The sequence below is a fragment of the Micromonospora sp. M71_S20 genome, assembly GCF_003664255.1.
In the GTDB taxonomy this organism is placed as follows: Bacteria; Actinomycetota; Actinomycetes; order Mycobacteriales; family Micromonosporaceae; genus Micromonospora.
The window spans coordinates 1,842,154-1,865,939 of sequence record NZ_RCCV01000001.1; the positions used below are offsets into that span (position 1 = coordinate 1,842,154).

The 23,786-nt window shown below is 71.2% G+C and carries 17 protein-coding genes; 12 read left to right on the plus strand and 5 right to left on the minus strand.

The genetic code is table 11. From position 1 onward, the window contains the following. The first annotated feature begins 53 nt into the window (after window positions 1-53). From DER29_RS08245 to DER29_RS08260, 4 genes are all read left to right on the plus strand, one after another. On the plus strand, window positions 54-1,016 hold the full coding sequence (locus DER29_RS08245) for a branched-chain amino acid ABC transporter permease (protein WP_158618982.1): 963 nt from the start codon (window positions 54-56) through the stop codon (window positions 1,014-1,016). Further along, on the plus strand, window positions 1,013-1,810 hold the full coding sequence (locus DER29_RS08250; protein ID WP_199729176.1) for an ABC transporter ATP-binding protein: 798 nt from the start codon (window positions 1,013-1,015) through the stop codon (window positions 1,808-1,810). Before DER29_RS08245 ends, DER29_RS08250 begins: the two co-directional genes overlap by 4 nt. Further along, window positions 1,794-2,537: an ABC transporter ATP-binding protein gene (locus tag DER29_RS08255; RefSeq protein WP_121399091.1), complete on the plus strand. Its 744-nt coding sequence runs from the start codon at window positions 1,794-1,796 to the stop codon at window positions 2,535-2,537. Before DER29_RS08250 ends, DER29_RS08255 begins: the two co-directional genes overlap by 17 nt. Window positions 2,538-2,620: 83 nt before the next feature. Then, window positions 2,621-3,412 (plus strand): class I SAM-dependent methyltransferase, encoded by a 792-nt coding sequence (locus DER29_RS08260; RefSeq protein ID WP_121396810.1) that lies wholly within the window; start codon window positions 2,621-2,623, stop codon window positions 3,410-3,412. Window positions 3,413-3,551: 139 nt separating this feature from the next. Here DER29_RS08260 and DER29_RS08265 read toward each other — a convergent pair whose 3' ends face one another. The 4 genes from DER29_RS08265 to DER29_RS08280 form a co-directional block, all read right to left on the minus strand. Continuing rightward, window positions 3,552-5,012, minus strand: coding sequence for a site-specific integrase (locus DER29_RS08265; RefSeq protein WP_121396811.1), 1,461 nt, complete (start codon window positions 5,010-5,012; stop codon window positions 3,552-3,554). Between the two features lie 147 nt (window positions 5,013-5,159). After that, entirely contained in the window at window positions 5,160-5,456 is a 297-nt protein-coding gene (locus tag DER29_RS08270; protein WP_233599680.1) for a helix-turn-helix domain-containing protein, read from the minus strand. Between the two features lie 230 nt (window positions 5,457-5,686). Then, window positions 5,687-6,646 (minus strand): TRM11 family methyltransferase, encoded by a 960-nt coding sequence (locus DER29_RS08275; protein WP_370040053.1) that lies wholly within the window; start codon window positions 6,644-6,646, stop codon window positions 5,687-5,689. Further along, the gene (locus DER29_RS08280; protein WP_121396812.1) at window positions 6,639-7,571 is read right to left on the minus strand and encodes a hypothetical protein; all 933 of its coding nucleotides are present in this window, start codon (window positions 7,569-7,571) and stop codon (window positions 6,639-6,641) included. Before DER29_RS08280 ends, DER29_RS08275 begins: the two co-directional genes overlap by 8 nt. An 818-nt stretch (window positions 7,572-8,389) precedes the next feature. Here DER29_RS08280 and DER29_RS08285 point away from each other — a divergent pair. The 3 genes from DER29_RS08285 (at window position 8,390) to DER29_RS08295 (ending at window position 14,868) form a co-directional block, all read left to right on the plus strand. Continuing rightward, window positions 8,390-9,274 carry a hypothetical protein gene (locus DER29_RS08285; RefSeq protein WP_121396813.1) on the plus strand — a complete coding sequence of 295 codons (885 nt, stop codon included), beginning with the start codon at window positions 8,390-8,392 and terminating at the stop codon, window positions 9,272-9,274. A gap of 441 nt (window positions 9,275-9,715) precedes the next feature. Next, window positions 9,716-13,348, plus strand: coding sequence for an AAA domain-containing protein (locus DER29_RS08290; protein ID WP_121396814.1), 3,633 nt, complete (start codon window positions 9,716-9,718; stop codon window positions 13,346-13,348). Then, entirely contained in the window at window positions 13,345-14,868 is a 1,524-nt protein-coding gene (locus DER29_RS08295; RefSeq protein WP_121396815.1) for a hypothetical protein, read from the plus strand. The genes DER29_RS08290 and DER29_RS08295 overlap by 4 nt, the downstream gene beginning before the upstream one ends. Window positions 14,869-15,012: 144 nt before the next feature. On the opposite strand, the gene DER29_RS08300 is transcribed toward DER29_RS08295, so the two are convergent. Continuing rightward, window positions 15,013-16,176 carry an IS110 family transposase gene (locus DER29_RS08300; RefSeq protein WP_121396795.1) on the minus strand — a complete coding sequence of 388 codons (1,164 nt, stop codon included), beginning with the start codon at window positions 16,174-16,176 and terminating at the stop codon, window positions 15,013-15,015. A 967-nt stretch (window positions 16,177-17,143) separates the two neighbouring features. Here DER29_RS08300 and DER29_RS08310 point away from each other — a divergent pair. Genes DER29_RS08310 through DER29_RS08330 form a run of 5 tightly spaced genes read left to right on the plus strand, consistent with a single transcriptional unit; the run spans window position 17,144 to window position 23,742 of the window. Beyond that, a complete protein-coding gene (locus DER29_RS08310; protein ID WP_121399093.1) occupies window positions 17,144-17,548 on the plus strand; it encodes a pilin in 405 nt (134 codons plus the stop codon). A gap of 2 nt (window positions 17,549-17,550) precedes the next feature. Next, window positions 17,551-18,462 (plus strand): conjugal transfer protein TrbL family protein, encoded by a 912-nt coding sequence (locus tag DER29_RS08315; protein WP_121396816.1) that lies wholly within the window; start codon window positions 17,551-17,553, stop codon window positions 18,460-18,462. Beyond that, window positions 18,459-19,421, plus strand: a complete 963-nt coding sequence (locus DER29_RS08320) for a PrgI family protein (RefSeq protein WP_121396817.1) — start codon at window positions 18,459-18,461, stop codon at window positions 19,419-19,421. Before DER29_RS08315 ends, DER29_RS08320 begins: the two co-directional genes overlap by 4 nt. Continuing rightward, entirely contained in the window at window positions 19,421-21,235 is a 1,815-nt protein-coding gene (locus tag DER29_RS08325) for a VirB4 family type IV secretion system protein (RefSeq protein WP_370040259.1), read from the plus strand. The genes DER29_RS08320 and DER29_RS08325 overlap by 1 nt, the downstream gene beginning before the upstream one ends. After that, on the plus strand, window positions 21,232-23,742 hold the full coding sequence (locus DER29_RS08330) for a helicase HerA domain-containing protein (RefSeq protein ID WP_121396819.1): 2,511 nt from the start codon (window positions 21,232-21,234) through the stop codon (window positions 23,740-23,742). Before DER29_RS08325 ends, DER29_RS08330 begins: the two co-directional genes overlap by 4 nt. Window positions 23,743-23,786: the final 44 nt, after the last annotated feature.

The following is a 23,786-nucleotide window of genomic DNA, read 5'->3' on the forward strand; positions in this document are numbered from 1 at the left end:
GACGCGGACGGCCATGGGTGACACCTGGTCTGGCTGCTGCGGTGGTGGGCGTTGTGGCGTTGTCACCGGATCCGTATCTGCACGCCACCGCGGCGCGGATGCTGCCCCTGGCGGTGTTGGCGGTCAGCGTCGCGGCGGTCACCGGCCACGCGGGCCTGCCCACTCTCGGCCAGGTCGCCCCGTACGCGGCCGGCGCCTACACCACCGCACGCCTCGCCCTCGCCGGCAGCGACCTCGCCCTACTGCACCTCCTAGCAGCGGCCGGCGCGGGAGCCCTGGCCGCCGCAGTGATCGGGGCGGTGCTGGTCCGCTACCGCGCCACGGTGTTCCTGATGCTCAGCCTCGCCGCCACGGAACTGACCGCGATCACCGCCGCCCAGTGGCGGACGGTCAGCGGCGGCACCGACGGGCTCGCCGGGATCCCCGCCCCCCGCCTGCTGCCCGGCCTGCCGCCACTGCTGGCCGACCGCACGGTACTGCTCTACGCCGCCGTCGTCGCGATCGCCGCGACAGCCGCCGCGATAGCGCTGCTCGGCGGTGACCGGCGGACGCTGCTGGCGGCCGTACGCGGCAACGAGGCCCGCGCCACGGCCAGCGGCCACCGAGTCACCACCTACCTGTGGGCGGCACATGCCGGCGCAGGCGCAGTGGCCGGCATCGGCGGGGCACTGCTGATCCACACCCACCGGTGGATCACCCCAGCCGACGTCGGCTTCACCACCGCCGCCCTCGCCCTGCTCGCCGTGGTCATCGGCGGCGCCACGTCGCTACCCGGCGCCGCCACCGGCGCGATCGCGGTCCTCACGGTGCGAGACGTGGTCGCCGCCCCGCTGCCCGGCCACGCGCCCCTGCTGCTCGGTGCCCTCTTCGTCACCGCGGTGTATCTGCTGCCCGGCGGCCTCACCGCCCTACCCAACCGCCTCTCCCTCCGCCTTCACCCTCGCTCTGCCCACGGCACGGGCCACCCGGCCCCGGCAGACGAGGCGGGCCGATCCACTGTCAGGAGCACGCTGTGAAGACCGTCCACCGCATCGATCCCGCCGGGGTGCCCTCGCAGCGCCTACCGAGCGACATCGACCGCGCCCACGGCAACGGCCTGGTCGCCACCGGACTGCGTCACGCCTACGGCCGGCTGACCGTCCTCGACCTGGACGCGTTCACGGTCGCCCCCGGCGATCGGCACGCCGTCATCGGCCCCAACGGTGCCGGCAAGTCCACCCTGCTGGACCTGCTCGCGGGCACCACCCGCACCCAGACCGGCGCCATCACCTACAACGGGCAGGTCATCACCCGCCGCGGCGCCGCCTGGCGGGCCCGCACCGGCATCGGGCGTACCTTCCAACACCCCACCGCCTACCCCGACCTCACGGTCCTCGACTGCGTGCGGATGGGCGGCTGGCACCACCGCCATCATCCCGACCGCACACCAGCCGAGGTCCTCGACCTCGTCGGCCTCGCCGATCACGCCGGACAGGCGGCCGTCACGCTGTCGCACGGGCACCGCCGCATGCTCGACCTTGCCGTCGCCCTCGCCGGGCAACCCCGGGTGCTGCTGCTCGACGAACCTGCCGCCGGCCTCACCGACACCGAAACCAGCCGGCTCCTCGACATCCTCGGCGGCCTGCCCGGGTGGATGGCGGTCGTGCTCGTCGAGCACCACATGGACGTCGTGGCCGCCCTCGCGGACTGGATCACCGTGCTGCACCACGGCCGCCGCCACACCGACGGCCCCGCCGACACGGTGCGCGCCGACCCTGCCGTCGCCGCCCTCTACCTCGGCGCCGGGGGTGACGATGCTGCGCATCGGTGACCTCGCCGCCGGCTACCACGCCGACACCCCCGTCCTCCACCAGATCAACGTCGACCTGGCGGCCGTCGCCGTGCACACGGTGGTCGGTCCCAACGGCGCCGGAAAGACCACCCTGCTGCACACCCTCGCCGGGCACCTGCGCCCCACCGCCGGGTGGGTCCTGCTCGACGGCCGCGACGTGACCGGCTGGACGCCTGTCCGCGCCGCTCGCGCCGGGGTCGCCCTCGCCCCGCAGGGCCGGCGGCTGTGGCCGTCGCTGACCGTCGCCGAACACCTCACCGTCGCCCGGCCGCCCGCTCGCCACCCGAACAGCCGCACCTGGACCGTGGACGAGCTGCTGGAAATGTTCCCGGCCCTCGGGGCCCGGCTGCGTCACCGCGGCCACCAACTCTCCGGCGGGGAGCAGCAGATGCTCACCATCGCCCGCGCCCTGCGCACCGCGCCGCGGCTGCTGCTGTGCGACGAACCCACCGGAGGACTCGCCCCCGCCATGGCCGCGCACGTCACTCAAGCGCTGCGGGACCTGCCCCGCCACGGCGTGACCGTCCTCGCCGCTCTCCCACACGCCCGCGCAGCCGCCGCGCTCGGCGACACCGTCCACGTCCTCGCCGACGGACGCCTCACCGGACCGATCACCACCAGCGGCGGCCAGGCCGAGCAGGTGCTGCATGACCACCTCGCCCTGACGTCACCCGCCCTGCCCAACCGTGCGGAGTCACACCGGTGACCCCCACCACCGCAGCCGCAACAGCACTGGCTGCTGACCACGCCCCTGCCCTGCCACAACACGACGACACGAGGAGCCACGCCATGACGGCCACCGCACCCACGCAGCGCTACCAGTTCCGCAACAGCCCCCACCAGCTCCACCCCCTGCAGGAGATGCTCGACCCGGTCACCTTCGACGACCTGGCCCGCCTGGGCGTCACCGCCGGGCACACCGCCCTCGACGTCGGAGCCGGCGCCGGCTCCATCGCCCAGCACCTGTGCGAACTGGTCGGTGACGCGGGGAAGGTCATCGCCGTCGACATCGACACCAGCATGCTCGACCCCACCGGCGTTCTTGACGTCTACCAGCGCGACCTACGCACCCAACCACTGCCGGTCGAACCCGGCACCATCGACATCGCCACCGCCCGCTGCGTCCTGGAACATCTGCCGAACCGGCACCTGCTGCTCCACCAGATGATCAACGCGCTGCGCCCCGGCGGACACCTCGTCCTCGGCGAGATCGTCTACGCACCCGTGTCCGCGCACGCCCCCGCCGACAGCGACAACGAACTCATCACCCGCGTCGTGCACACCATCCTCGACATCCTCGCCGCTCGCGGTGTCGACCTGCACTGGGGCGACAAGGTTCCCTCCGCCCTGCTCGCCAACGGCTTCGAGCAGGTCCACACCCGCTGGTCCGCCGAGACCTGGGCCGGAGGCAGCGCCGGCTGCCGCCTGTACGCCGACAACGCCACCCAGCTACGCGACCGGCTCCTCGCCGAGGAACTGTCCCACGACGAGCTGGACCGGTTCGCCGAGCTGATGACCGATCCAACGGTGCTGGTACGCGGCTACCAGTTCGCATCCACCACCGCCCGCAAGCCCCTCTGAACCCGGCACGTGGGGGCGGCCGAAGCCGGTCGCCCCCGGCTGCTTGGCCAGGGTTGCCGCAATCACCAGCGCCGGGGTGCGGCGGGCATCCCTTGGCGTCGCCGCCGTGCACGTCTCGGCCATTGGACTTCGTCTTCCGTTACGCGGTCTTCGGGCGGCGCCGGTCGATCGTCCTGGCCACCGCTTCGGCGGCGCTGCGGTGCAGTTCCTTGGTGACACTCTGGTAGGTGTCCCGGGTGAGGGTCGTGGTGGAATGGCCGAGTTGTTCGGCGAGGACCTTGATGTCGACACCGGCATCGAGGGCCACGGTAGCGGCGCCGTGGCGGAGGTCGTGCAGCCGGATCGGAGGCAGCCCAGCTTTTCGGACGAGCCTGCGGAAGCGTTGGGTGACGGCGTTGGGGTGCCAGGGCTGCCCGTCGGGCCGCACGAAGAACAGGCCGGTGTCGGGCCAGCTGCTGCCGGCGGCAAGCTGCCAGGCGGCGCGGCGGGCCTTGTAGGCGGCGAGGACCTTGACGGTCTCGGCGTCGAGCATCAGGTCGCGGGTGCCGGCCCTGCTCTTGGGAGGCTTCTGCACCGTCGTGTAGCCGTGGGTGGCGATCTGGTTGTTGATCGTCGTCTCGCGGCGGTCGAGGCGGACGTCGCTGTCGCGCAACCCGCACGCCTCACCACGGCGGGGCCCGCGGTAGGCCATGTAGTGCCACATCGGGTACAGGTCGGGGGCGTGAGCGGCTGCGTAGTCGAGGAACCGCACGATCTGCGTGTCGGTCCACACCATCACGGGGCCGGGCACCTCCCCGGTGGCCTCCCACCGCTGTACCCGTTCGTCCTCCCAGACGACGGGCAGCGGCCGGCTGGCGGGAGTCTTGACCAGCGCCGCGGGGTTGGAGCCGACGATGAGTTCGTCGGCGAGGGCGTCGTTGATCGCCTTGCGTAGGCAGGCGCGGATGCGCTGACGGGTCGAGGGCCCGGTCAGACGGACACCGGTAACCGTGGCGCGGACCCCGGGATCGGTGCTGGCTTTCGCGGTACGGATCTCCTCGTTGCGGTTCTCGATGGCGGTGAACATGGCACGGACGTGGCCGGTACGCAGCTTGTCCAGGGGGATCTGGCCGAGATGCGGGATGAGGTGTACCCGCACGATCGACTCGTAGCCACGGATGGTGTTGGCGTCGATGGTGAGCTCGTTGACCCATTGGATGAGGTACTCGGCCACGGTCGGCATCTGTGCGAGTGGGCCGTCGCCGCGCAGCCGCTGACGTACGCCGTCGATGTCGGGAAGGACGCCGCCGGCACGGACCGTGGCCTGGAGCAGGTCGGCGATCTCGGTACGGCGGCGGCGGTCGTGTCCGGCCAGCGCGAGAAGCGCGCGGGCGTGGTCGAGTTCGGCGGCGGCCTCACGTCGGCTGTCCAGCCCGGCGCGGCGCAGTTGCCGGCGGCGGCCGTCGCCGGTGGCGGGAAGTTCGAGTTGGTAGGCCCAGTGGCCGTGCTCGGAACTCCAGGCGCGGTTCGGTCGGCGCAGTTTCGGGCAGGCGTTGCCGAAGGGCTTGCCGGTGTCGGGCTGGCGGCATCCGCAGCGTTTGAAGATGCTTCCGTCTGGCATGGCAGGTCGTGCTCCCGTTCTTCAGGGGGCCGGGGCATCGGTTTGGTCGATCGACATCCACGCGTGACGGGCGGGCGGAATCAAGTCGTGACACCCGGTCCGGCCGGCTGGCTCGCGCCAGCTCGGGAGGGTGGGTCGTGGGTGGGCTCAGCGCGGTTCCCGGCCGGTGGCGTCCGTGCCGCCGGCCATGTGCCCGCCGGTGTCATGCCCCGTAGCGTCGTCGGTGCCGTTGACCGACGGCGCTGGTGGCTCAAGGTGCAGGGCCCGCAGGATCGGGGCGGTTGGTACGCGGTAGTGGGCACCGGCGCGGAACAGGGGCGTCGGGAAGGCGCCGCGTGCTGCGAGCTTGTAGGCCGCCGAGCGGGATATGCCGAGAATGGCCGCGGCGGTCGCGAGGTCCGTGGTCGTGCCCAGCGCCGTGATGCGTTCCACGGTCCAGGTCATGGGCGTGCTGCCGGTCGCCGAGGTCGATGTGGGTCTGCGGGTTCGTCGTGAAGGCACGGGAGTGGCTCCTTACGGGGGCCGTCGTGGCGCTGTGCGACGACGGCGGCGAGGAATCGGCTGCGTTCACTGCTGATGTGAAGAGAAGAGGTCGCCTGCCCTGGGCGACCAGCAGCGGGAGCGTGGAACTCCGCACACTGGCGCCCAGGGCAGGTAGCGGTGAGTGGGTGAGGTCAGAGCACCGTTCCGGCTTCCGCCGCCGGACTCTTGATGAACACGAGGACGTCCTCGTGCGCGATCAGGTGCATGGGGGTGCCGGCCGCCCGAGCCCTGCGTACGGCCTGTAGTTGGAAGAACGAGGGTCGGGCCACGAGTCCGCCGTCTCGGACGGCGGCGAGTAGCGCCACGCACCGGTCGACGGGAGTGAGGCCGGCCCGTGTGCCAGCGCCGATGACGGCTGACGGAAGGTCCACCAGTTCGCCCTGCTTGCGCCATGGTCGGGCGGTCACGACGACGACTCCGCCGGGCTTGAGCAGGGTGTGGCAGCCGGCGAGGATCCGGGCGAATCCGTCGGCGAGCCCGGTGAGGTCGCGGTAGGCGAGGTTCCCCCGATCCGTACCGTCGTTGTAGGTGTTGTCGAATTTCGCCACGCCGTCGGCGCCGGGCCGGACCAGGCCGTGCACGGTCGGCCCGTACGGCGGCGAGGTCACCACGAGAGCTACCTGGCCGGCCAGGGCCGCCGGCACCAGCGACAGGATGCTGGTGGAGTCGCCACGGATGACACCGGCTCGGCCGGTGGCGCCATGGGTGTGGGCGTGCTTGATGTTGGCGTCGGCAATGTCGGACCAGCGGGACTCGTACTCGACCCCGATCGCGTCGCGGCCGGCGTGGATCGCCTCGACCAGGGTCGTGCCGATCCCGCACATCGGGTCGAGCACCAGGTCCCCGGGCGCGGTGTAGGCGGCCACGGCGTGCGCGGCGATCGCCGGAAGCATCCGTGCCGGGTGTTGCACCGACTCGCGGACGTACCGGCCGCGGCGCTGGACGGGGCCGGTGGCCTGCGCGGTGGCCCAGACCGACAGCCGCTCCGCCGCAGCGGGGTGCCGTTCTCCGCCGGCACTGTCCGCGGCGCCGCTGGTGGTGGCCCGCCCGTCGGGCCGGGCCGCTACGGGGTCTCTGCGATGCTCACCCACGGCGACCACCGCCGTCGCGCCCACCCCGCCGGTGCGAGGGTTGGCGCTGGCCCTGGACCTGGCTGAACACCATCAGGTCCGCGTGGGCCCGCAGGTGCGCCACCTGCCACCGCTGGTTGGCGGTGCTGGCGAGGGTGAGCAGTTCCTCGTCGGTGACGTGGTAGACGAACGCGTCCCCGTCGGTCTCGGCGGTGACCGCCACGAGGTGCTGCAGGTAGCCCAGTCCGACGCTGGCGGCGGCCCGGACCACACCGGAGTAGTCCTCCGGGGTGGCGGTGATGCCGGCCGGGACGGTGCCGACGAGGATCAGGCAGCCGCCCGGTTGCAGCAGCGCGGCGCAGGCCGTCAGTAGCCGCGACAGCCGGGCCTGGTGGGCGGCGGCGTTGGCGTCGAGCGGCCAGCAGGTGACCACGAGACTCGTTGCTGCCTGCAGGGAGTCGCCAGACGGCAGGTCGGCCACCGGTTCGGCCGACGGGTGCAGATCGGGGTCAGTCAGGTCGTCACCGAACCAGGCGCCCATCTCCGGAAGGTCGTCCTCCTCGTCCAGGTCCGCGCCCGTGGTGGTACCAGCGGCCGGCGAGATCGGGGTAGCCGGGCCGACAATCAGGCTGGACGCCCCGGTGAACCAGGCCGGATGGTGACGACGGTCCCCCGCCGCGCAGGACCGGGCGAGAGCGTGGTCGGTGGTGATATCAACGACCGCCTCACCAGGACGGCTGTAGGCGCTGATGAGCCGGGCGGCAAGCCGGGCTCCGATGCTGTGGCCGGCGTCCTCCGGGGTACGGGCGGTGCGCCAGACGGTGAGTGGTACCGGCGGGTCGCCGGCGACCAGGTCGGTCGGTGTCGGGTCGACCTCGGCGTACGGGCCGGTGTCGACGGTCGGGCCGAGACGGGGATCGTGGTGCTGCGACGTGTGCTCGCTCATGTGGCGTCGGCTCCACGCCGCGCCGTGATGCGCTGACACCCTCAAACCGGTGTTTGTCAGCGGTGGCGAACACCTGCTGCCCTTACGGTGATCTCTCACATTTCTGACAGCGGACGCCCCGCCCACTCGTCCCGCCCCGCTGCCGGGACTGCTCTCGCGACGCCCGCTCCGCCGTGCCGGGTCGCCGCCGCGAGGCTCCAGGACCATCACCGCCGCGTGCTGTCAGATACCCCAGGCTGTGACAACGCACCCCCGTGTCATCGGCCTGCGCCGATGACACGGGGGTGACCGGTCTTGTCAGGTCGCTGCCGGAGTCCGCACGTCAGCGGCGTCACCGAGCCGCGCGCCGCTGCATTGTCACCCGGACAGCGGTCTCGTCAGACCGTCCCGGCCAGCCGGATGGGCACTGTCAGCCGGCCCGTCGATGACGGCGTGAGATGACGACGCCCTCGACGGCGGCGTCCGCCGACCACGGTCGGGTACCGGTATGCCGTCGGCGTTGTCAGGTGCTGTCAGGCCGGCGGAGGGGCGTTGTCACTCCACGGTCCCCTCTTCACCGCCTCGTCGCCGCCGGCACCGTTTCCGCCGCCACGTGTCCGTGTCAAAGCGCAGGTCGAAGTCACGTCGACGTGGCCATGACGCACGGCGGCGCCCGGTGGCCAGCGGCCGGCGAGCCGGGACGGACGGCGCTGCCGAACCGCCGCACGTGCCCGCCGGCCTGCGCTGTCAGAGGCCCGTGAGAGCGGGGTGTCGCAATTGCGGTCAGGCGCGCCGGCCACAGACGCCGGCCGCAAAATCCCTGACGAGGAGTTCGTGACATGACCGCATCCGGCAAGGACTGGCCCGACTCACCCCTGGACGCCGTGGACACCGCGTTCGCCCAACTGACCTGTGGCCCTGCCCCGTTGTCACTGGATCTCGACACGCTGGCCGACCAACTCGATGACACCGCCGGCCTCCCCGGCGGTGTCATCGCCCTGCCGGCGTTGCGCCAGTGGCTGCTGGCGCACCCGGACGCCTACACGGTTCGCGACGTGGTGTGGCGGGAACTGATCCGCCGCGCCCGCGTCGAGGGGCCCGCCTGGGTCATCGCTGCCGTCGCCCTCGCGATGCCCGCGCTGCGCCGCTACGCCGGCCGGCTGCGCACCGGCTGGGCCGGCGACGCCCACGACCTGGACGCCGAGATCCTTACCGGCTTCCTGTCCGCCCTGCGTGACCGGGTCGACCTGGCGAAGCCGGCACCGTACGCGGCGCTGTGCATGGCGGCATGGCGGGCCGGGCACGAGTTGCGTCAGCGTGACGGCGCTGAGGCGATGCCGGTGGACAACCTCGAACACGTCACCGGCCCCCGCACGCCGAAGCGGCCCTACGGGCATCCCGACCTGCTGGTGCGACGCGCGGTCGAGCTGGGCATCGTCGACGGATGTGACGAGCAGCCCTACATCGACCTGCGGCTGGGCCGCCGGGCCATCGAACCCATCGCCGCCCTTGTCGGCTTGGAGGTCGACACCCTGCGCCGGCGCGTCGAGCGCATCGACAACCGCATCGCCGAGGCGCTTGCCGCCGGAGTTCTCACCGAGGTGACCTCGCCCCGGGTACGGGAAGACCTCGCCGCAGCCGCCGAGCGACGCCAGCGCATCCGGGCCGCCCGTGGTGACGGCGCACGACCGGCTGCCGCGCAGGTGAGGCTGACAGCAGCCTGACCGCTGACCGATCCCGACAGCGGGCCCGACCATCTGGTCGGACCCGCTGTCGGCGTACGGCTTCGAGTGCAGAGCCGGTACGCCACCAAGCAGACGGCAGCTATCGACATCTGCGAGTGCGGCTGTGGCTCGCGGCCGAGCTTGCTCTGCAACGATCAACTACAGTCAGTCATTCTGGTCGACCCGGCAGCGTCCGGATCTAGCCGATGAGCGGCTTGGGTGCGTGGGGGGCGCTGGAAGGTCCAGTCGTTCGGGTGGCGTTTGTCTGGCCGGCGCCAGAGTCGTCGCGCACGAGTGCGTAAACGGCTCGTGGTGGGCGTCGACCTGACCGAGCGGTTTTGCCCTCGAGGGCGTGCACGGCGTCGGCGCCGCCGACCCAAATCCAGCGCTGCCGAGATGCTCGTAGGTTAGTTAGACTTCCTGAGCCGACGAAGGAGGCACATGCCGCTGGACGAGGGTACGACCCTCCTACGAGGACGGTACGAGCTAGGAACCCGCAGGTCGGCCGCCGGAGACGCCGAAGCGTGGACCGCTTACGACGAGGACGGCTTGCAATACCTTGCCCGCACCTGGGCCTACGACGGCGACGAGCCCGACCCCGTCCAGCGGGCACTCTGGGACGCCGAGTTGCGCACTCTTTACAAGGTCGGCAGTAGCCCTGGCGCCGACGACACCCTGGCCGTCCTCAAGGACGCCGGTCTCGACCGCAACGCGAAGTCCTTCGTCATGGTCCTGCAGGCGCCCGGCTACGGCAGCGTCGCGGACGCCCTCGCTGCTCGGGCCGAGCACGGCTGGCTCTCCTCCCGCGACCCTGCCGATCGGCGGGAGCTTTGGCGAGCCGCTGGCCGCGTCGCCGCAGGCCTGGCCGTGCTGCACTCCCAGCACGTCCTGCACCGCGACGTCGGTGCGGCAGCCCTGCTGTACCTGCCCGACGAGCCCACCGAGTCCATCCGGCTCGGCGGCTTCGAGTGGTCCGTCCGGCTCGGCCGCCCGCTGGACGCCGACCCGCCCGTCAGCTGGTCCTCGCCGCCCGAGCGGCTCGCGGGCGACACCGCGGCCTGGCGCCCCGACGACGACTGGTTTGGCTTCGGCATGCTGTGCGCGCGCCTGGTGCTCAACCTCGAGCCGTACGCGAACAACGCTCCGAGCGACCGGTACAACCGTGTGGTCAAGGCCATCGAGTCCGCCACGACCACGCTCACCGAGCCCGAACGGGCGCTGCTTCTCCGCCTGATCGACCCGAACCCGCTCGAGCGGATGACCCGCCCGCATGATGTCCAGATCGCCGTTCATGGGATCGTCGCGCTGCTTGCGGCCCCACCGGCAGCCCGCGCGGACGATCGGCCTTTCACGCTCATCGTCAACCCGAAGCAGACTCTGCTCTACGACTACCTGCTCGAGCGAGGGCTACGGGAGCACCTCGGCCTAGACGAAGGCCAGCCCTACGACCCGCGTAACGTCGCCCACACCGACGGCTTGACGGTGTTTCTGCGCCGCGACCTTGACGGCGGATCTCTGTACGCCGTGCCGAAACAGGAAACCGTTCTACTGGTCGGCCGACGCACTGTGGTCCGGCTGCGCAAATACTCTGATCGCGGCGAGGCGCCCACGTGGCAAATCGCGTTCTGTATAGGCCCAGCCCAGCTCACGAACAGTGAGGGAGGATCGGCCCGAGTGCGACTGCCGGCTGGCCGCCTGGCGGTCCGGTCGACAAGGGCCGCCCACAACGACCGCGGCCTGGCCCTGGCGTCCGCGACATGGGACACGGTGTTGCCCCGCATCGATCGCGGCGCCGACATGGCGCGCGACCTCGCCCAATTCCACCAGTTCGTCCGCGCCACTCACCAGATCGAGCTGCTCATGCTCGACGCGACGATCTTCCCCATCGAGCTGGTCGCCGGGCCGGACCAAGCCGACGAACCCGGCTACGAGGAAATCACCGTTCGTGAGCGGCTACGCCCTGCGAACAGGCAGGTCCTCGCGTTCCTGCACAACGACGACCTCGCCGGTTTCCTGCAGCGCGAACTCGAGGCTGGCAAGCCTGACAGCGGCAGCGTCATCTTGTCCGGCGAGCACGGGGACGCCCTGGCTCTGCCTGCGGGCGGTAAAGACAACCAGTGGCGCGTCCACGCCGTGGACGACACTGCGCGGACCGCGACACTCAGGCGCCCGACATTCGATCCCGACCGTCCGCCGCCGCCCGAACGCGGATACCTGCGCGGCGCGGGCATGCCCGGGAACCTCAAGCTCATCCGACGCCGCAAGCAGGCCATCGACGCCCTCGACCGCCACAGCTATCTGCTGCGCAGCCTGGCCGCACCCGGCCAGGTGTACATCGACACCGGCGCGGCCGACCTGCCTGTCCGGCTCGCTCCGGAGACCGTCGACGAAGCCAAGCGCCGCGCGATCGAGGACATCCTTCGGGTCCGTCCCATCTACGCCCTGCAGGGCCCGCCCGGTACCGGGAAGACCACGCTGGTCGCCTGGCTTCTGCGCGAGATACTCCACGACGACCCGGTCGCGCAAGTCCTGGTCACGGCCCAGGCACATGGCGCCGTCGACGTCCTCCGGGCACGGGTAACTGAGGCATTCGAGGGTGTCGCATCGGAGCGCCGGCCCCTCGCGGTCCGGCTCGGATCCCGCAGGGAAGACGACACCGCCCAAGACACCGTCGAGGACGTCGCCCTACAGGTCCTGCGCGACAGCAGCAGTAGCCTCGCTGACCTGGCTGACCGCACGCCCGCCCAGCAGGGTTGGCTCGACCACGCCACGGCGATGGCCGACGAGCTCGCCAGCCACGAGGCACGAGGGACCGGCGCCGCCGACTTCGTCGAACTGGTCAAGCGTGGCGCGAACCTGACTTACTGCACGACCAGCGCCGGTGAGCTTGAGGCCATTGCCGGCGACCAGTCCTTCGACTGGTCCATCGTCGAGGAAGCCGGGAAGGCGCACGGCTTCGACCTCGCGCTGCCCCTGCAGGCGGGCCACCGGTGGCTGCTGATCGGCGACCACAACCAGCTCCCACCGTATCGGTACGAGGACTACCTGCGTGGCGTCGACGCTCTCGATGCGGTTGTTGAGGCGCTGCAGGCGCTGCCGGATACCGGGCCTGGTGTCCTGGACTGGGAGTGGGTCTCGTCGTGGAGGGACAAGACCACCGAAGAGCGCGCCGCCTTCCAGGGCTACGCCAAGGACTGGCTTAAAACCTTCAGGCGTACGTTCGAGCACTGCCAGGTCGCGGTCGGCCAAGGCGACGCCGGGCAGCGCTTGACCGACGACTCGGCAGGCGGTGCCGCCGCGGGCGTGCTCATCGAGCAGCACCGCATGCACCCTGACATCGGCGAGTTGATCTCGCGCGCGTACTACGGCGGCCGGCTCGTAAACAGGACGGTCCAAGAAGGTAAGCCCATTGCCCGCGTGTTGCATGGTTTCGCCGAGCCGCTCGACATCCGCGGAAAAGCGATCGTCTGGCTCGACGTCCCGTGGTGCCGCGACGACCCCAGGACCGCCGAGACCGGGCCGGCCCAGGGCCGACCGCGCTTCACCAACGACGCCGAGGCCACGGCCCTGGCAAATTTCCTGGCGTCGCTGATGCGAAAGGAACCTGGCGCCGCGGAACTCGCCGTCCTGTCGCCGTACAACCAGCAGGCGTCTCTGCTGCGACGCCGGATGAGGATGGCCGCCCTCCCTGAGGGAATCGAGCTCAAGCCCACCCTCAACGCCCGCCCTGGCGCTCCCGGCGGCGCCAGCGGCGTCCACACCGTCGACTCCTTCCAGGGTAACCAAGCCGACGTCATCGCGGTGAGCCTAGTGCGCAACAACCTTCACGACCCGGGACACGGCCTGGGCTTTCTAAACGAAGCGAGCCGGCTCAATGTGCTGCTGTCCCGTGCCGAGCGGCTGCTCGTGCTCGTCGGCTCCTGGGACTTCTTCCAGGAGCAGGTCCGCACCGTCGAGCTTGACGACACCGCAAACCCTCTGTGGCACCTCAAGCGGATTGTTACCGACCTAAGCGGTTGGTTCGCCTCTGGCCGTGCCGTTCGGCTTGGCGCCGACCTTGGGGGGCTGTCATGATCGTCCTGTTGCCAGTGAGCCGGTTTCGCGTCCCATACGACCTCGCCCGCGGCAAGCCGTACAGCCGGCTTGAGCACATGGTGCTCAATGCCGTCGCCGACGGCGGCGCGACCCTGCGGTCGCTGGCCGAAGCTTTCCGCGTGCACGACAGGCTGCTCGTTCAGGCCGTCGTGACGCTCGTCAACGCTGGCTGGGTCGCCGTCCAAGGAGGGCCGCAAGCGTCGTTCGTGCTGACCGGGGCCGGGCGCGAGGCTGTCAGCGGGGATCGGGAGCCCGTGTCGGTGATTGTCGAAACCGCCCGCCCCGGCATCTTGGTGATGGAGCGTCACTCCGGTCAGGTCGCCCGGCAGTCTGAGGCTCGGTCCTACCGCCGGGACGACCTGACCGAGGTCTGGGACACCGCCCCCAGGATTGTTACGAGGATCGTGCGCGACTCTGTGGACGAGGCACAGGTCCAGAAGCTCCTGCACCGCGAAGCCGGTGAATGGGTGCGCCGGATCGGCCGAATCGAGGAGATCAGCCGCGACGCGCACTGGCTCCCTCTCGACGTTGACGTTGACGCCAAGCAGGTGGTCGGCCTGCCGCCGCCCTGGCGCCACGCCCTGACAGCCCCGGCCCTAGCCGCGGCCGCCGCAGCAGTCGGCGGTTCCCCTCGCTCGCATGTAACGTCTCGTCGGGCGACCCGTCCCGCGCGGCGCCTTCTCTTGGGTGCGACCGAGGAGGATCGGGTACACCGGCGCGGCACCACCGTGCTGCTCGCCGCCGACGACGTACTGCGCGGCGAGCAGGCGCACGCCTCCGCTCTGGCCCAGGCGCTCCAATCGGCACGCACTAGCGTCGCTCTGACCATTCCCCGTCTCGACGGGCCGGACGTGTTCGAGGCATTGGCCGCTGGCTGCTCCGACGCCGTGACGCGGGGCGTCCGCGTGGACCTGCTGGTCGGCTCCACCGCCGGGGACCCTGCCGCCCTGACCACCCTCGCGAACCGCATCGGTTACGGCGCCGACGCCCGCCGCGGCCGGGAGTTGCTACGGACCCGCGTCACGGGCAGCGGTGCCAGCCTACTGTTGTGGGACAGGGGGCCCGGACAGCTCGTCGGCGTCGTCACCGGCCACGGGTGGGTCGGTGCGACAGCAGGTAGCCCTCACGCTACGGGCGTAAAGGTCCTTTCGCCAGCATTATGTGCCGACCTCGCCCGCGCCGTTGCCTCACTGTGGACTGGTCGTAGCGGCGATGACTCCGCGGGCGAGCCGATTAGATGGCGGCACCTTGCCGACAACGTCGAAGAGGAGGCCGCTCGCTCATTGGACGCCGCCATAGACGGTACAGCCACCACAGCCGAGCTGCTCGTCGACGAGGAGTGCCTAGCCATGGACGATGTCCTGGCCGACGACGCCGCCACCGTCGGCCTGTACGTCCCGGACCCGGCGGGCGGCGATGCCGGGCGCAGAGGCGTCCAGCTGATCGTGCGTGGCCCCGGCGCCCAGCTCGTCCGAGCAGCCTCGGACGCGCCCGGATAGCGCCCGTCAGCGAGACTCGGACCGCCAGATCCCGGATGGGCACAACCTTTGACGGTCGTCTAACGACGGTACGCACCGGCAGTCGCCGAGCGTCAAGCCCTAAGCTGGCGGGCCGCAGACGTCCGCTCATGGCACCCCTTTATGTCAAGGCGCCGCTGACACCAGGGGTTTAGGGTGGTTGGTGGCGGGTCCGGGAAGTGGCTTGTCCGAAGGGCCGATGTCCGGGGTTAGGTCGGTCACGCTGGATTGCAGAGTCGTCCCCGAGTGCCCTCCCGGATCCGCCGCCTGCCTGCGTTTGTGGTCGGTGATCATGCGGGCGTAGACGACGTTGGACAGTCGGCGTTTGAGGGCGCGCATGGCTTCCATGGAGGTCTTCCCGGCGGCCTTCTTCGCGTCGAAGTAGGCGCGGCCTTCGGTGCGGTTGCGCAGCTGGACGACGGCCATGATGTGCAGTGTGCGGTTGATGCGGCGGTTGCCGGCGCGGGAGAGTCGGTGACGCTTCTGGTCGCCGGAGGAGGCGTCCAGCGGGGCGGTGCCGTTCCAGGACGCGAACCGGTCGCGGTCGGCGAAGCGGCGGATGTCGCCGACGTCTGCCAGCAGCCGGGCTGCACCTGAGGGGCCGATGCCGTGCAGGTCCATCAGGGTGGAGCTGCGGGCGACCACCAGTTCCTTGAGGTCCTTCTCCGCGGTCTTGATCTTCTTGTCGATGCCCTCGAGTTCACCGATGAGCTCGACGGCGAGACGGCGCCGGGTCTTGCCCACGATGTCGCGGGGTTTGATGGTCGCGATCAGCGCCCGTGCCTGTCGTGCGGACAGGAATTGCTTTGCCCCGCCGGGAAAAAGCTCCAGCAGCAGCCGGTGCAGCCGGTTGATGGTCTGCGTCCTGGCGCGGCCCAACTCGTCGCGACGGTCGACCAGCATTCCCATCACCTGCAGGTCCGGGTCGAGCTGGACTTGCACGAGGTTCGGGGTGCGCAGTGCGACCATCGCGACCGAGTGCGCATCCACCGGGTCGGTCTTGCGGCCGTTGCCGCTGGCGAACACCCGCACCTGCGCCGACAGCTTCGCGGGTACGTCGAGCACCGTCTCACCGTCATGCAGCAGGCGGTGGGCGATGTGCTTGCCGATGCCGTTGCAACCCTCGACCGCCCACACCCGATCGGCGTACTGGCGGCCGGCGGCGAGCATCTGCGCGTAGCCGGTCTTGTCGGTGCCGTACCTGCCCACTGCGAGCACCCGGGCACGTTCGTCGACGACCTCGATGGTGGCCGAGCGCTTGTGCGGGTCCATCCCGATGATCACAGACATCGGCGCCTCCCTTGGCTGAACCGGATGGGGTTGTCAGCAAGGAGGGCACCGCTACTTCGAGCAGGACAAACCCCTTTCCAGCCTCTCCTCGCGCGGTGCCCGGCGAGACCGCAGGCCATGAGAGAGCCACACCAATGACACCGGTGGGCAGCCGCAATGTGGGAGCGTCTCGCCGGGCACCTGGACCGAGTCTGGCCGGACATCGATCCTGAACCAAGTCTCTAAGTAGCCGCGATTCGGGTGACGCCCACGTCCAACGGTTACTCATCGTGAGCAACGGACGTGCGTCGCCGGGGCGAGTGGCGCCGCAAGGTCCCCCAGCGCCACTCGCCCAGGCCTCTGCACATTTGGCGTACCTGGCTCTGCACCGGAACCCGTACGCCGAAACCCGCGGTTGCGTGTGACGGAGCCGCCGCCTACCCCACTGCGGCCGGCTGCCCGACGGTGCGGAAACCTCCCCAGATCCTGTCACGCGTCGGCTCCCGCCCAGCCCTGACGGCGGCGTCCCACGGGGCGACGTCCGGCTGCTGTAAGGCTCTCGCGCCGTTCCCCACAGCGGATCCCTTCCGAGCGCGGCATGGCCGTCAGATTTCGCCGGTGAGCCGGGCTGTCAGGCCTCCGCGAGATCGTGTCGGATCGCTGTCGGACCGGCAGGTGTTCGCCACAGCTCACAACGGCCGTTTTGAGGGTGCGGGACTCCTCCGGCGCCACCACGGTGCCATGGAGGGCTGGTCCCGCCGCCGCCGGGCCGGGACACCTGGCCGACACGGGATCGGGCCCCTCGGGTGCCGCGCCACGTTGATGCGCTGACACCTCATCGATCACCGCCAACCCGAATGGGAGGACGAGCTCCTCCCGAGGTTCGCCGCGGTCCCCGTCCGACACGTGATTCCCAGCCCGGCGGCGCCTTCATGACCCGCTTCGAGTGTCGCCCCGGCTCGTGCCGGGGCGGGAGGTGCAGCCACCCATGTTCCCCACGATGAGGGCACGTCTCCGTGCCCTGACCACCGCCCTCTACACGTCCCGCGTGATTCACCGCCTCGTCCGGTTCGCCGTGCCCGTCGGGGCTGCCGCGATGGTGCTGGCCGCGTCGACCGCCGCCTACGCCGCCGCCCCCGACAAGCCGGTCACTCCGGCCCCCAACGACCTACCGACCGTAATCTTCAACCTGCAGACCTGGGTAATGGGCATTCTCGCCGCCGTCGCCACCCTGTTCCTGGTCCTGGCCGGGGTGTACTGGGCCACCGCCGCCGGCGACCCTACCCAGGTCGACAAGGCCAAGGGCGCGCTGAAGAACGCCCTGGCCGGCTACGGCCTCGCCGTGCTCGCTCCGGTCCTGCTGCAGGTGGTCCGGGGAATCGTCGGAGGCTGACGATGACCTGGACGCTCAACCAGATTCTCGACTGGTTCGCCAGCCTGCTACTGGACTGCCTGAACGGGCTCATCACCGCGATCACCCACGCGCTGCTGATCACCCCGGACGTCACCAGCCTGCCGCAGGTGCAGGCTCTCACCGGACGGTCGATCTGGGTTGCCGACACCGTCTTCGTCCTGGCGTTCGTCGCTGTCGGCGTCCTCACCATGGTCGCCGGCGGCGACGAACGCGCCCGCTACACCGCCAAGGATCTTCTGCCACGGTGCGTCGTCGGATTCGTCACCGCCCACTTCTCCCAGCTGATCGCCGGCAGGCTCATCGAGTTCGCCAACGCACTCACCACCGCACTGACCGCACAGGACTTCAAGGGAGACAGGGCCCTCGACGCCGTCAAGACCCACCTGACAGCGTCGCGTGACCAGACCGCCGGCCTGCTGTTCATCGTCTGCCTGGCGATCATCGTGTTCCTGCTCGCCACCACTGCCTGCAGTGTGATCGTCCGGTTCGCGGTCGCGCTGGTGCTCACCGCGGTCGCGCCGATCGCGCTGGCATGCCACGCCCTGCCGCAAACCGAGCCGGTCGCCCGCCTGTGGTGGCGGTCGTACGTCGCCATGCTGGCGATCCCGGTGGTGCAGGCGTTCGTGCTCTTCGCCGGTCAGTGGATGCTGCTGGACACCGGCGCCATGCTGCCCGCCCTCGGCCTACCGGTCGAACCGGGCGGTGTACTCAACCTCTTCGTCGTGATGGTCCTGCTGTGGACCACGGTCAAGGTACCGGGGCTGATGCAGCACTTCGCCACCAGCGGCGGCGCGCGTGGCGGCAACCCGGTCGGCGCGGTCGTGCGGGTCGTCGTCGTGCAGCAGCTCACCCGCGGGCTGCGCATCCCCGCCCTTCGGTCGGTGCGACGATGAACCCCGACCGCCGCGACGAACAGGCCGTCACCGCCCGGATGCCCGCCGACGTGGACGCGCCGGACAAGGTGCTCTACGGGCTGACGTTCCGACAACTCGCGATCCTGGCCGTGGCCGCCGTCGTCCTCTACGGCGGCTGGAATGCCCTGCACACCGTCGTGCCCGCGCCGGTGCTGCTCGGCGCAGCCGTCGTCCTCGGCGGCCTGGTGTTCGGCCTCGCTGTCGGCCGCCGCGACGGACTGCCCATGGACATGTGGCTTGCCTCCGCGGTGCGCCACGCCCAAGCGCCACGCGCGTTGTCCACCACCGACACCACCGCGAAGACACCCGACTGGGTGCAGGCCCCGGCGTCGAAGGTGATGCTGCCGGCACCGCTGAAACTGCCCGCCGACGCCATCGACGAACACGGCGAGATCAGCCTCGGGGCGGTGAAGGCGGCGATGGTCGCGGCAACCAGCGTCAACCTGGCGCTACGCACCGCCGACGAGCAGGCCGCCCTCGTCGACACCTTCGGCCGCTGGCTCAACAGCCTCTCCACGCCGACGCAGATCGTCGTGTCGGCGCAGCCGGTCGATCTGCACTCCGCAGCCCGCACCCTCGCCCAGGCGGCGCAAGAGATGCCGCACCCGGCTCTCGCGGACGCGGCAGCCGACCACGCCCGGTTCCTCGACGACCTCGCCGAACGGCGGGATCCGCTGCGCCGGCAGGTCCTCATCGTCACCCGCGCGAACCCGGGCGAACGAAGCGAGCACGCCGCCCGACGCCGCGCCGACCAGACGGTCCGGGCCCTGTCGGGGCTGGGCGTGACCACCCGTGCCCTGGACGGCCACGCCACGACCGCCGCCCTGGCCGCCGCCGCCGATCCCTACCGGCCGCCCCGCCCCGGCGGACTGGCCGCCTCCCACACCATCATCACCGCGACTCCCACCAGGGGGCCGCGCACCAGGAGGACATCGTGATCTCCGCCAGGCGCCGACGCGCCCAGAACCACGACCACCCCGGTCCCAGCCCGCTATCCACCGGACTGGCGGCGACCGTAGCGCCGGCCTCGGTGGAGGTCACGCCCCGGTTCCTGCGGGTCGGGGACGGCTACGCCGCCACCCTGGTGGTGACCGGCTACCCGGCCGAGGTCGGGCCGGCGTGGCTGGAACCGCTGCTGTCCTGGCCGGGCAGGCTGGACCTGGCCCTGCACATCGAACCGATTCCCACCCCGATCGCCGCCTCGCGGCTGCGTAACCAACGGGCCCGGTTCGAGTCCTCCCGTCGGGCGGACGAGCAGCGGGGCAAGCTGACCGACCCGTACGTGGAGGCCGCCGCCGACGACGCCGCCGACCTCGCCGAACGCCTCGCCCGCGGGTCGGCGAAGCTGTTCCGCGTCGGCCTGTACCTGACCGTGCACGCCCGCACCGAGGCCGAACTCCTCGAAGCCTGCGCGCAGGTAAAGGCCGCTGCCGCATCCACCCTGATCGAGGTGCAGCCCGCGACGTGGCGGCACCTTCCCGGCTGGACCACCACCCTGCCGCTTGCCACTGACAGCCTGCAGATGCGGCGGACGATGGACACCCAGGCGTTGGCCGCCGCCTTTCCCCTCGCGTCGGCGGACCTGCCCGCGCCGCTACCCGGTGACCCCGCGACCACCGCAGGGGTGCTGTACGGGGTGAACCCCGACTCCCAGGGCATCGTCTGGTGGGACCGCTGGGCGCAGGAGAACCACAACAGCGTCGTCCTCGCACGCTCCGGCGCCGGCAAGTCCTACTTCGTCAAGCTCGACGTGCTCCGCAACCTGTACCAGGGAGTCCAGGTCGCCGTCGTCGACCCCGAAGACGAATACCTGCGCCTCGCCGACGCGGTCGGCGGCACCATCGTGCGACTCGGTGCGCCCGGCGTGAAGATCAACCCCCTGGATCTGCCGGCCGGGGACACCCGCCCGGACGTGCTCACCCGCCGCGGCCTGTTCCTGCACACCCTCATCTCGGTGCTACTGGGGCAGCTGCCGCCGCCCGCCGAGCGCGCCGCCCTGGACCGGGCGATCCTCGCCGTCTACCGCCAGGCGGGAATCACCACCGACCCGGCCACCCACCACCGGCCCGCACCCCTGCTGAAGGATCTGGTCGCGACACTGCGGGCCGACGACAACGCCGCCGCCCACGAACTCGCCGCCCGGCTCGCCCCGTGGGTAGCCGGCTCGTTCTCCGACCTGTTCGACTCACCAACCACGACCCGCCCGGACGGGCACCTGGTCGTCTGGAGCCTGCGGCACCTGCCGGACGAACTGCGCACCGTCGGCACGCTGCTCGCCCTCGACTCGATCTGGCGGTCAGTAGACGCACCGGGTCGGGCCCGACTGGCCACCCGCCGCCTCGTCGTGGTGGACGAGGCGTGGCTGCTGATGCGCGACGGTGAGGGCGCCCGGTTCCTGTTCAAGATGTCCAAGGCCGGGCGGAAGCGCAACGCCGGCCTGTCGGTCATCACCCAGGACGTCGCCGACGTGCTCGGCACCGACCTCGGCCAGGCCGTCGTGTCGAACGCGTCCACGCAGGTTCTGCTCAAGCAGGCCCCGCAGGCCATCGACCAGGTCGCCGACGCGTTCGGTCTGACCGCCGGGGAACGGCGGATGCTGCTCGCGGCCCGGGTCGGGCACGGCCTGCTGATCTCCGGCACGAACCGGACCGCGTTCGAGTCGATCTCCTCGCAGGCCGAGCACCTTCTCGCGACCACGAAGCCGTCCGACCTCGCCGACCTCGACCCCGACGACGGGGAGGAGGAGTTGTGACACCACCCCTTATCGTGTCGCCAGCACCGGCGCCCAGCCCTTCCGGGCCGGGCGCCGGTGTCATTTCCCCGCCCGGCGCGCCCACGCGCTGCGTTCTGCACGCCGCGCAGTGGGCGGTGGACCGGCCGTGGCTGCTCGGCGTCGCCGCCGCCCTGCTGGTCGCGTACATCGCCGGGCGCAACCTGCTCGACGGGTGGCGGCACCGCCGCCACGCCGACGGCGCCCGCCTCGTCACCGTCGCCCCACCACCGGAGGTCGACCCGCACAGCGCCGCCGCGCTGTGGGCGAACCTGCACGGCACCCTCACCCCCTCCCGCCGACGTCGGCTGTTGTACGGCAGCCCGCACGTGGTGTGGCAGTACACCTGGACCGGCCGGCAACTGCTCATCAGCATCTGGGTGCCCGGCACGGTGCCGCAGGGAGCGGTCGAGGCCGCCGTGCGCGCCGCCTGGCCCGGCGCCGCCTGCACCACCGACGACCAGGCGTCCCCGCCGATCCCGCTCGACGTGCCCGCCGCCGTCGGCGGGCACCTGCTGCCGACGGCCGCCGAGTGGCTGCCGTTTCACACCGACCACGACAACGACCCGCTACGGGCGCTGATGTCCGCCGGGTCGCAGCTCAAGCCGGACGAGTACGCCTGCGCACAGGTCCTCGCCCGCCCCGCCACCCCACGCCGCGCCGCACGGGCCCGGCGCGCGGCGGGCAGGCTACGCGACGGCAGGACCGCCGTACCGGCCATCAATCCCGCCGCGCCGCTGCTGTGGCTGATCGAGGTGTTCCTTCCCGGCCACGCCACCCCCCGGAGCGGCGGCCAGCCCGCCGGCCGCCGGGACCCCGGTGTGGAGCGCGACGTGCGGGCGATCCTCGACAAGATCGCCCACCCGCTGTGGACGATCGGCATCCGCTACGCGGTCGCCAAGAACACGCACCGCGCCGGCAGCGACCCCTCACCGAGGCTGCGGGGCATCGCGGACGCTCTCGCCTCGTCGTTCGCCGTGTACGCCGGCCGCAACCGCCTCGCCCACCGGGCGCGGATGCCGCAGCCGGTGGCCGCGCTGGCCACACGGCGGCTCGGGGCGGGGTTCCTGGCCTCCACCCCCGAGCTGGCCGTCCTGGCCGCCCTGCCGCAGGATCTGGCCGTTGCGGGGCTGGACCGGGCGCGGGCGAAGTCCATGCCGGCCCCGGTGGCGGTGCCGACCGGCGGCCGGGGGATGAAGGTCCTCGGCGACGCCGAAGTCGGTGGTCACGCGGTGGCCCTGTCCGTCGCCGATGCGAGGTACCACATGCATGTGGTCGGATCGACGGGCTCCGGGAAGACCACCCTGCTGGTCAACATGGCCGTCGACGACATCAGAGCCGGCCGTGGCACCGTGGTCATCGACCCGCACGGCGACATGGTCCTCGACATCCTCGACCGGCTTCCCGCCAGCGTCGCCGGGCGGGTGGTGCTGTTCGACCCCGACCAGCCCAACCCGCCCACCCTCAACCCGCTGTCCGGCAATGACCCGGACCTCGTCGTCGACAACCTCGTGTCGATCTTCGGGAACATCTTCGCCAAGGCGTGGGGGCCGCGGATGGACGACGTCATGCGGGTTGCCTGCCTGACCCTGCTGCGGCACGCCAACGTCACCCTCCAGCACATCCCGCCCCTGCTGAACTCCGCCCAGTTCAGAAGCGCGATGACCGTCGGCTTGGACGACCCGGCCGGCCTGTCCGGGTTCTGGCAGTGGTACGACGGCCTCAACCCGGCCCTGCGTTCCCAGGTCATCGGCCCCGTCCTGGCCCGCCTGCGGGCGTTCCTGCTGCGGGACTTCGTCAAGCGCAGCATGCGCTACCCCCGGTCCAGCTTCGACATGGGCAAGGTCCTCGACGGTGGGGCGCTGCTGGTACGCATCCCGAAGGGCCAGCTGGGTGAGGACACCAGCAAGCTGCTCGGCTCCCTGGTCCTGGCGCAGGTGTGGCAGGCCGCGACCGCCCGCGCCGCCGTGCCGGCCGACAAACGCCGCGACGCCACCCTGATAATTGATGAGTGTCAGAACTTCCTGACCCTCGCCAACAGCCTCGACTCGATGTTGGCGGAGGCGCGGAAGTACCGGCTGTCGATCGTCCTCGCGCACCAGGACCTGGCCCAGTTCCCGAAGGACCTGCTCGCCGCAGCGTCGGCCAACGCCCGCAACAAGCTGTACTTCTCCGTCGCCCCGGAGGATGCCCGCGTCCTGGCGAGGCACACCCTGCCCGAGCTCGACGAGCACGACCTGACCCACCTCGACGCCTACACCGCCGCCGGGCGCCTCGTCGTCGGCGGGCGGCAGACGCCGGCGTTCACCCTCAGGACCCGGCCGCCGAAGCCGGTCGTGGGCGAGGCGACGGTGATCCGGCAGGCCGCGGCGCAGGCGGTGCCAGCGCAGGACACCAGCGCGATCGACGATCTCGTCGACCGCTTCTCGGCCCGGCCTGACGACAACCGTCGGCCCCGGGGCAGGAGCGGTCCGAAGGCGAACGCCTGAACGTCGCAGGGCATCTGGAGCGAGATCGACAGACCGCTCGACCG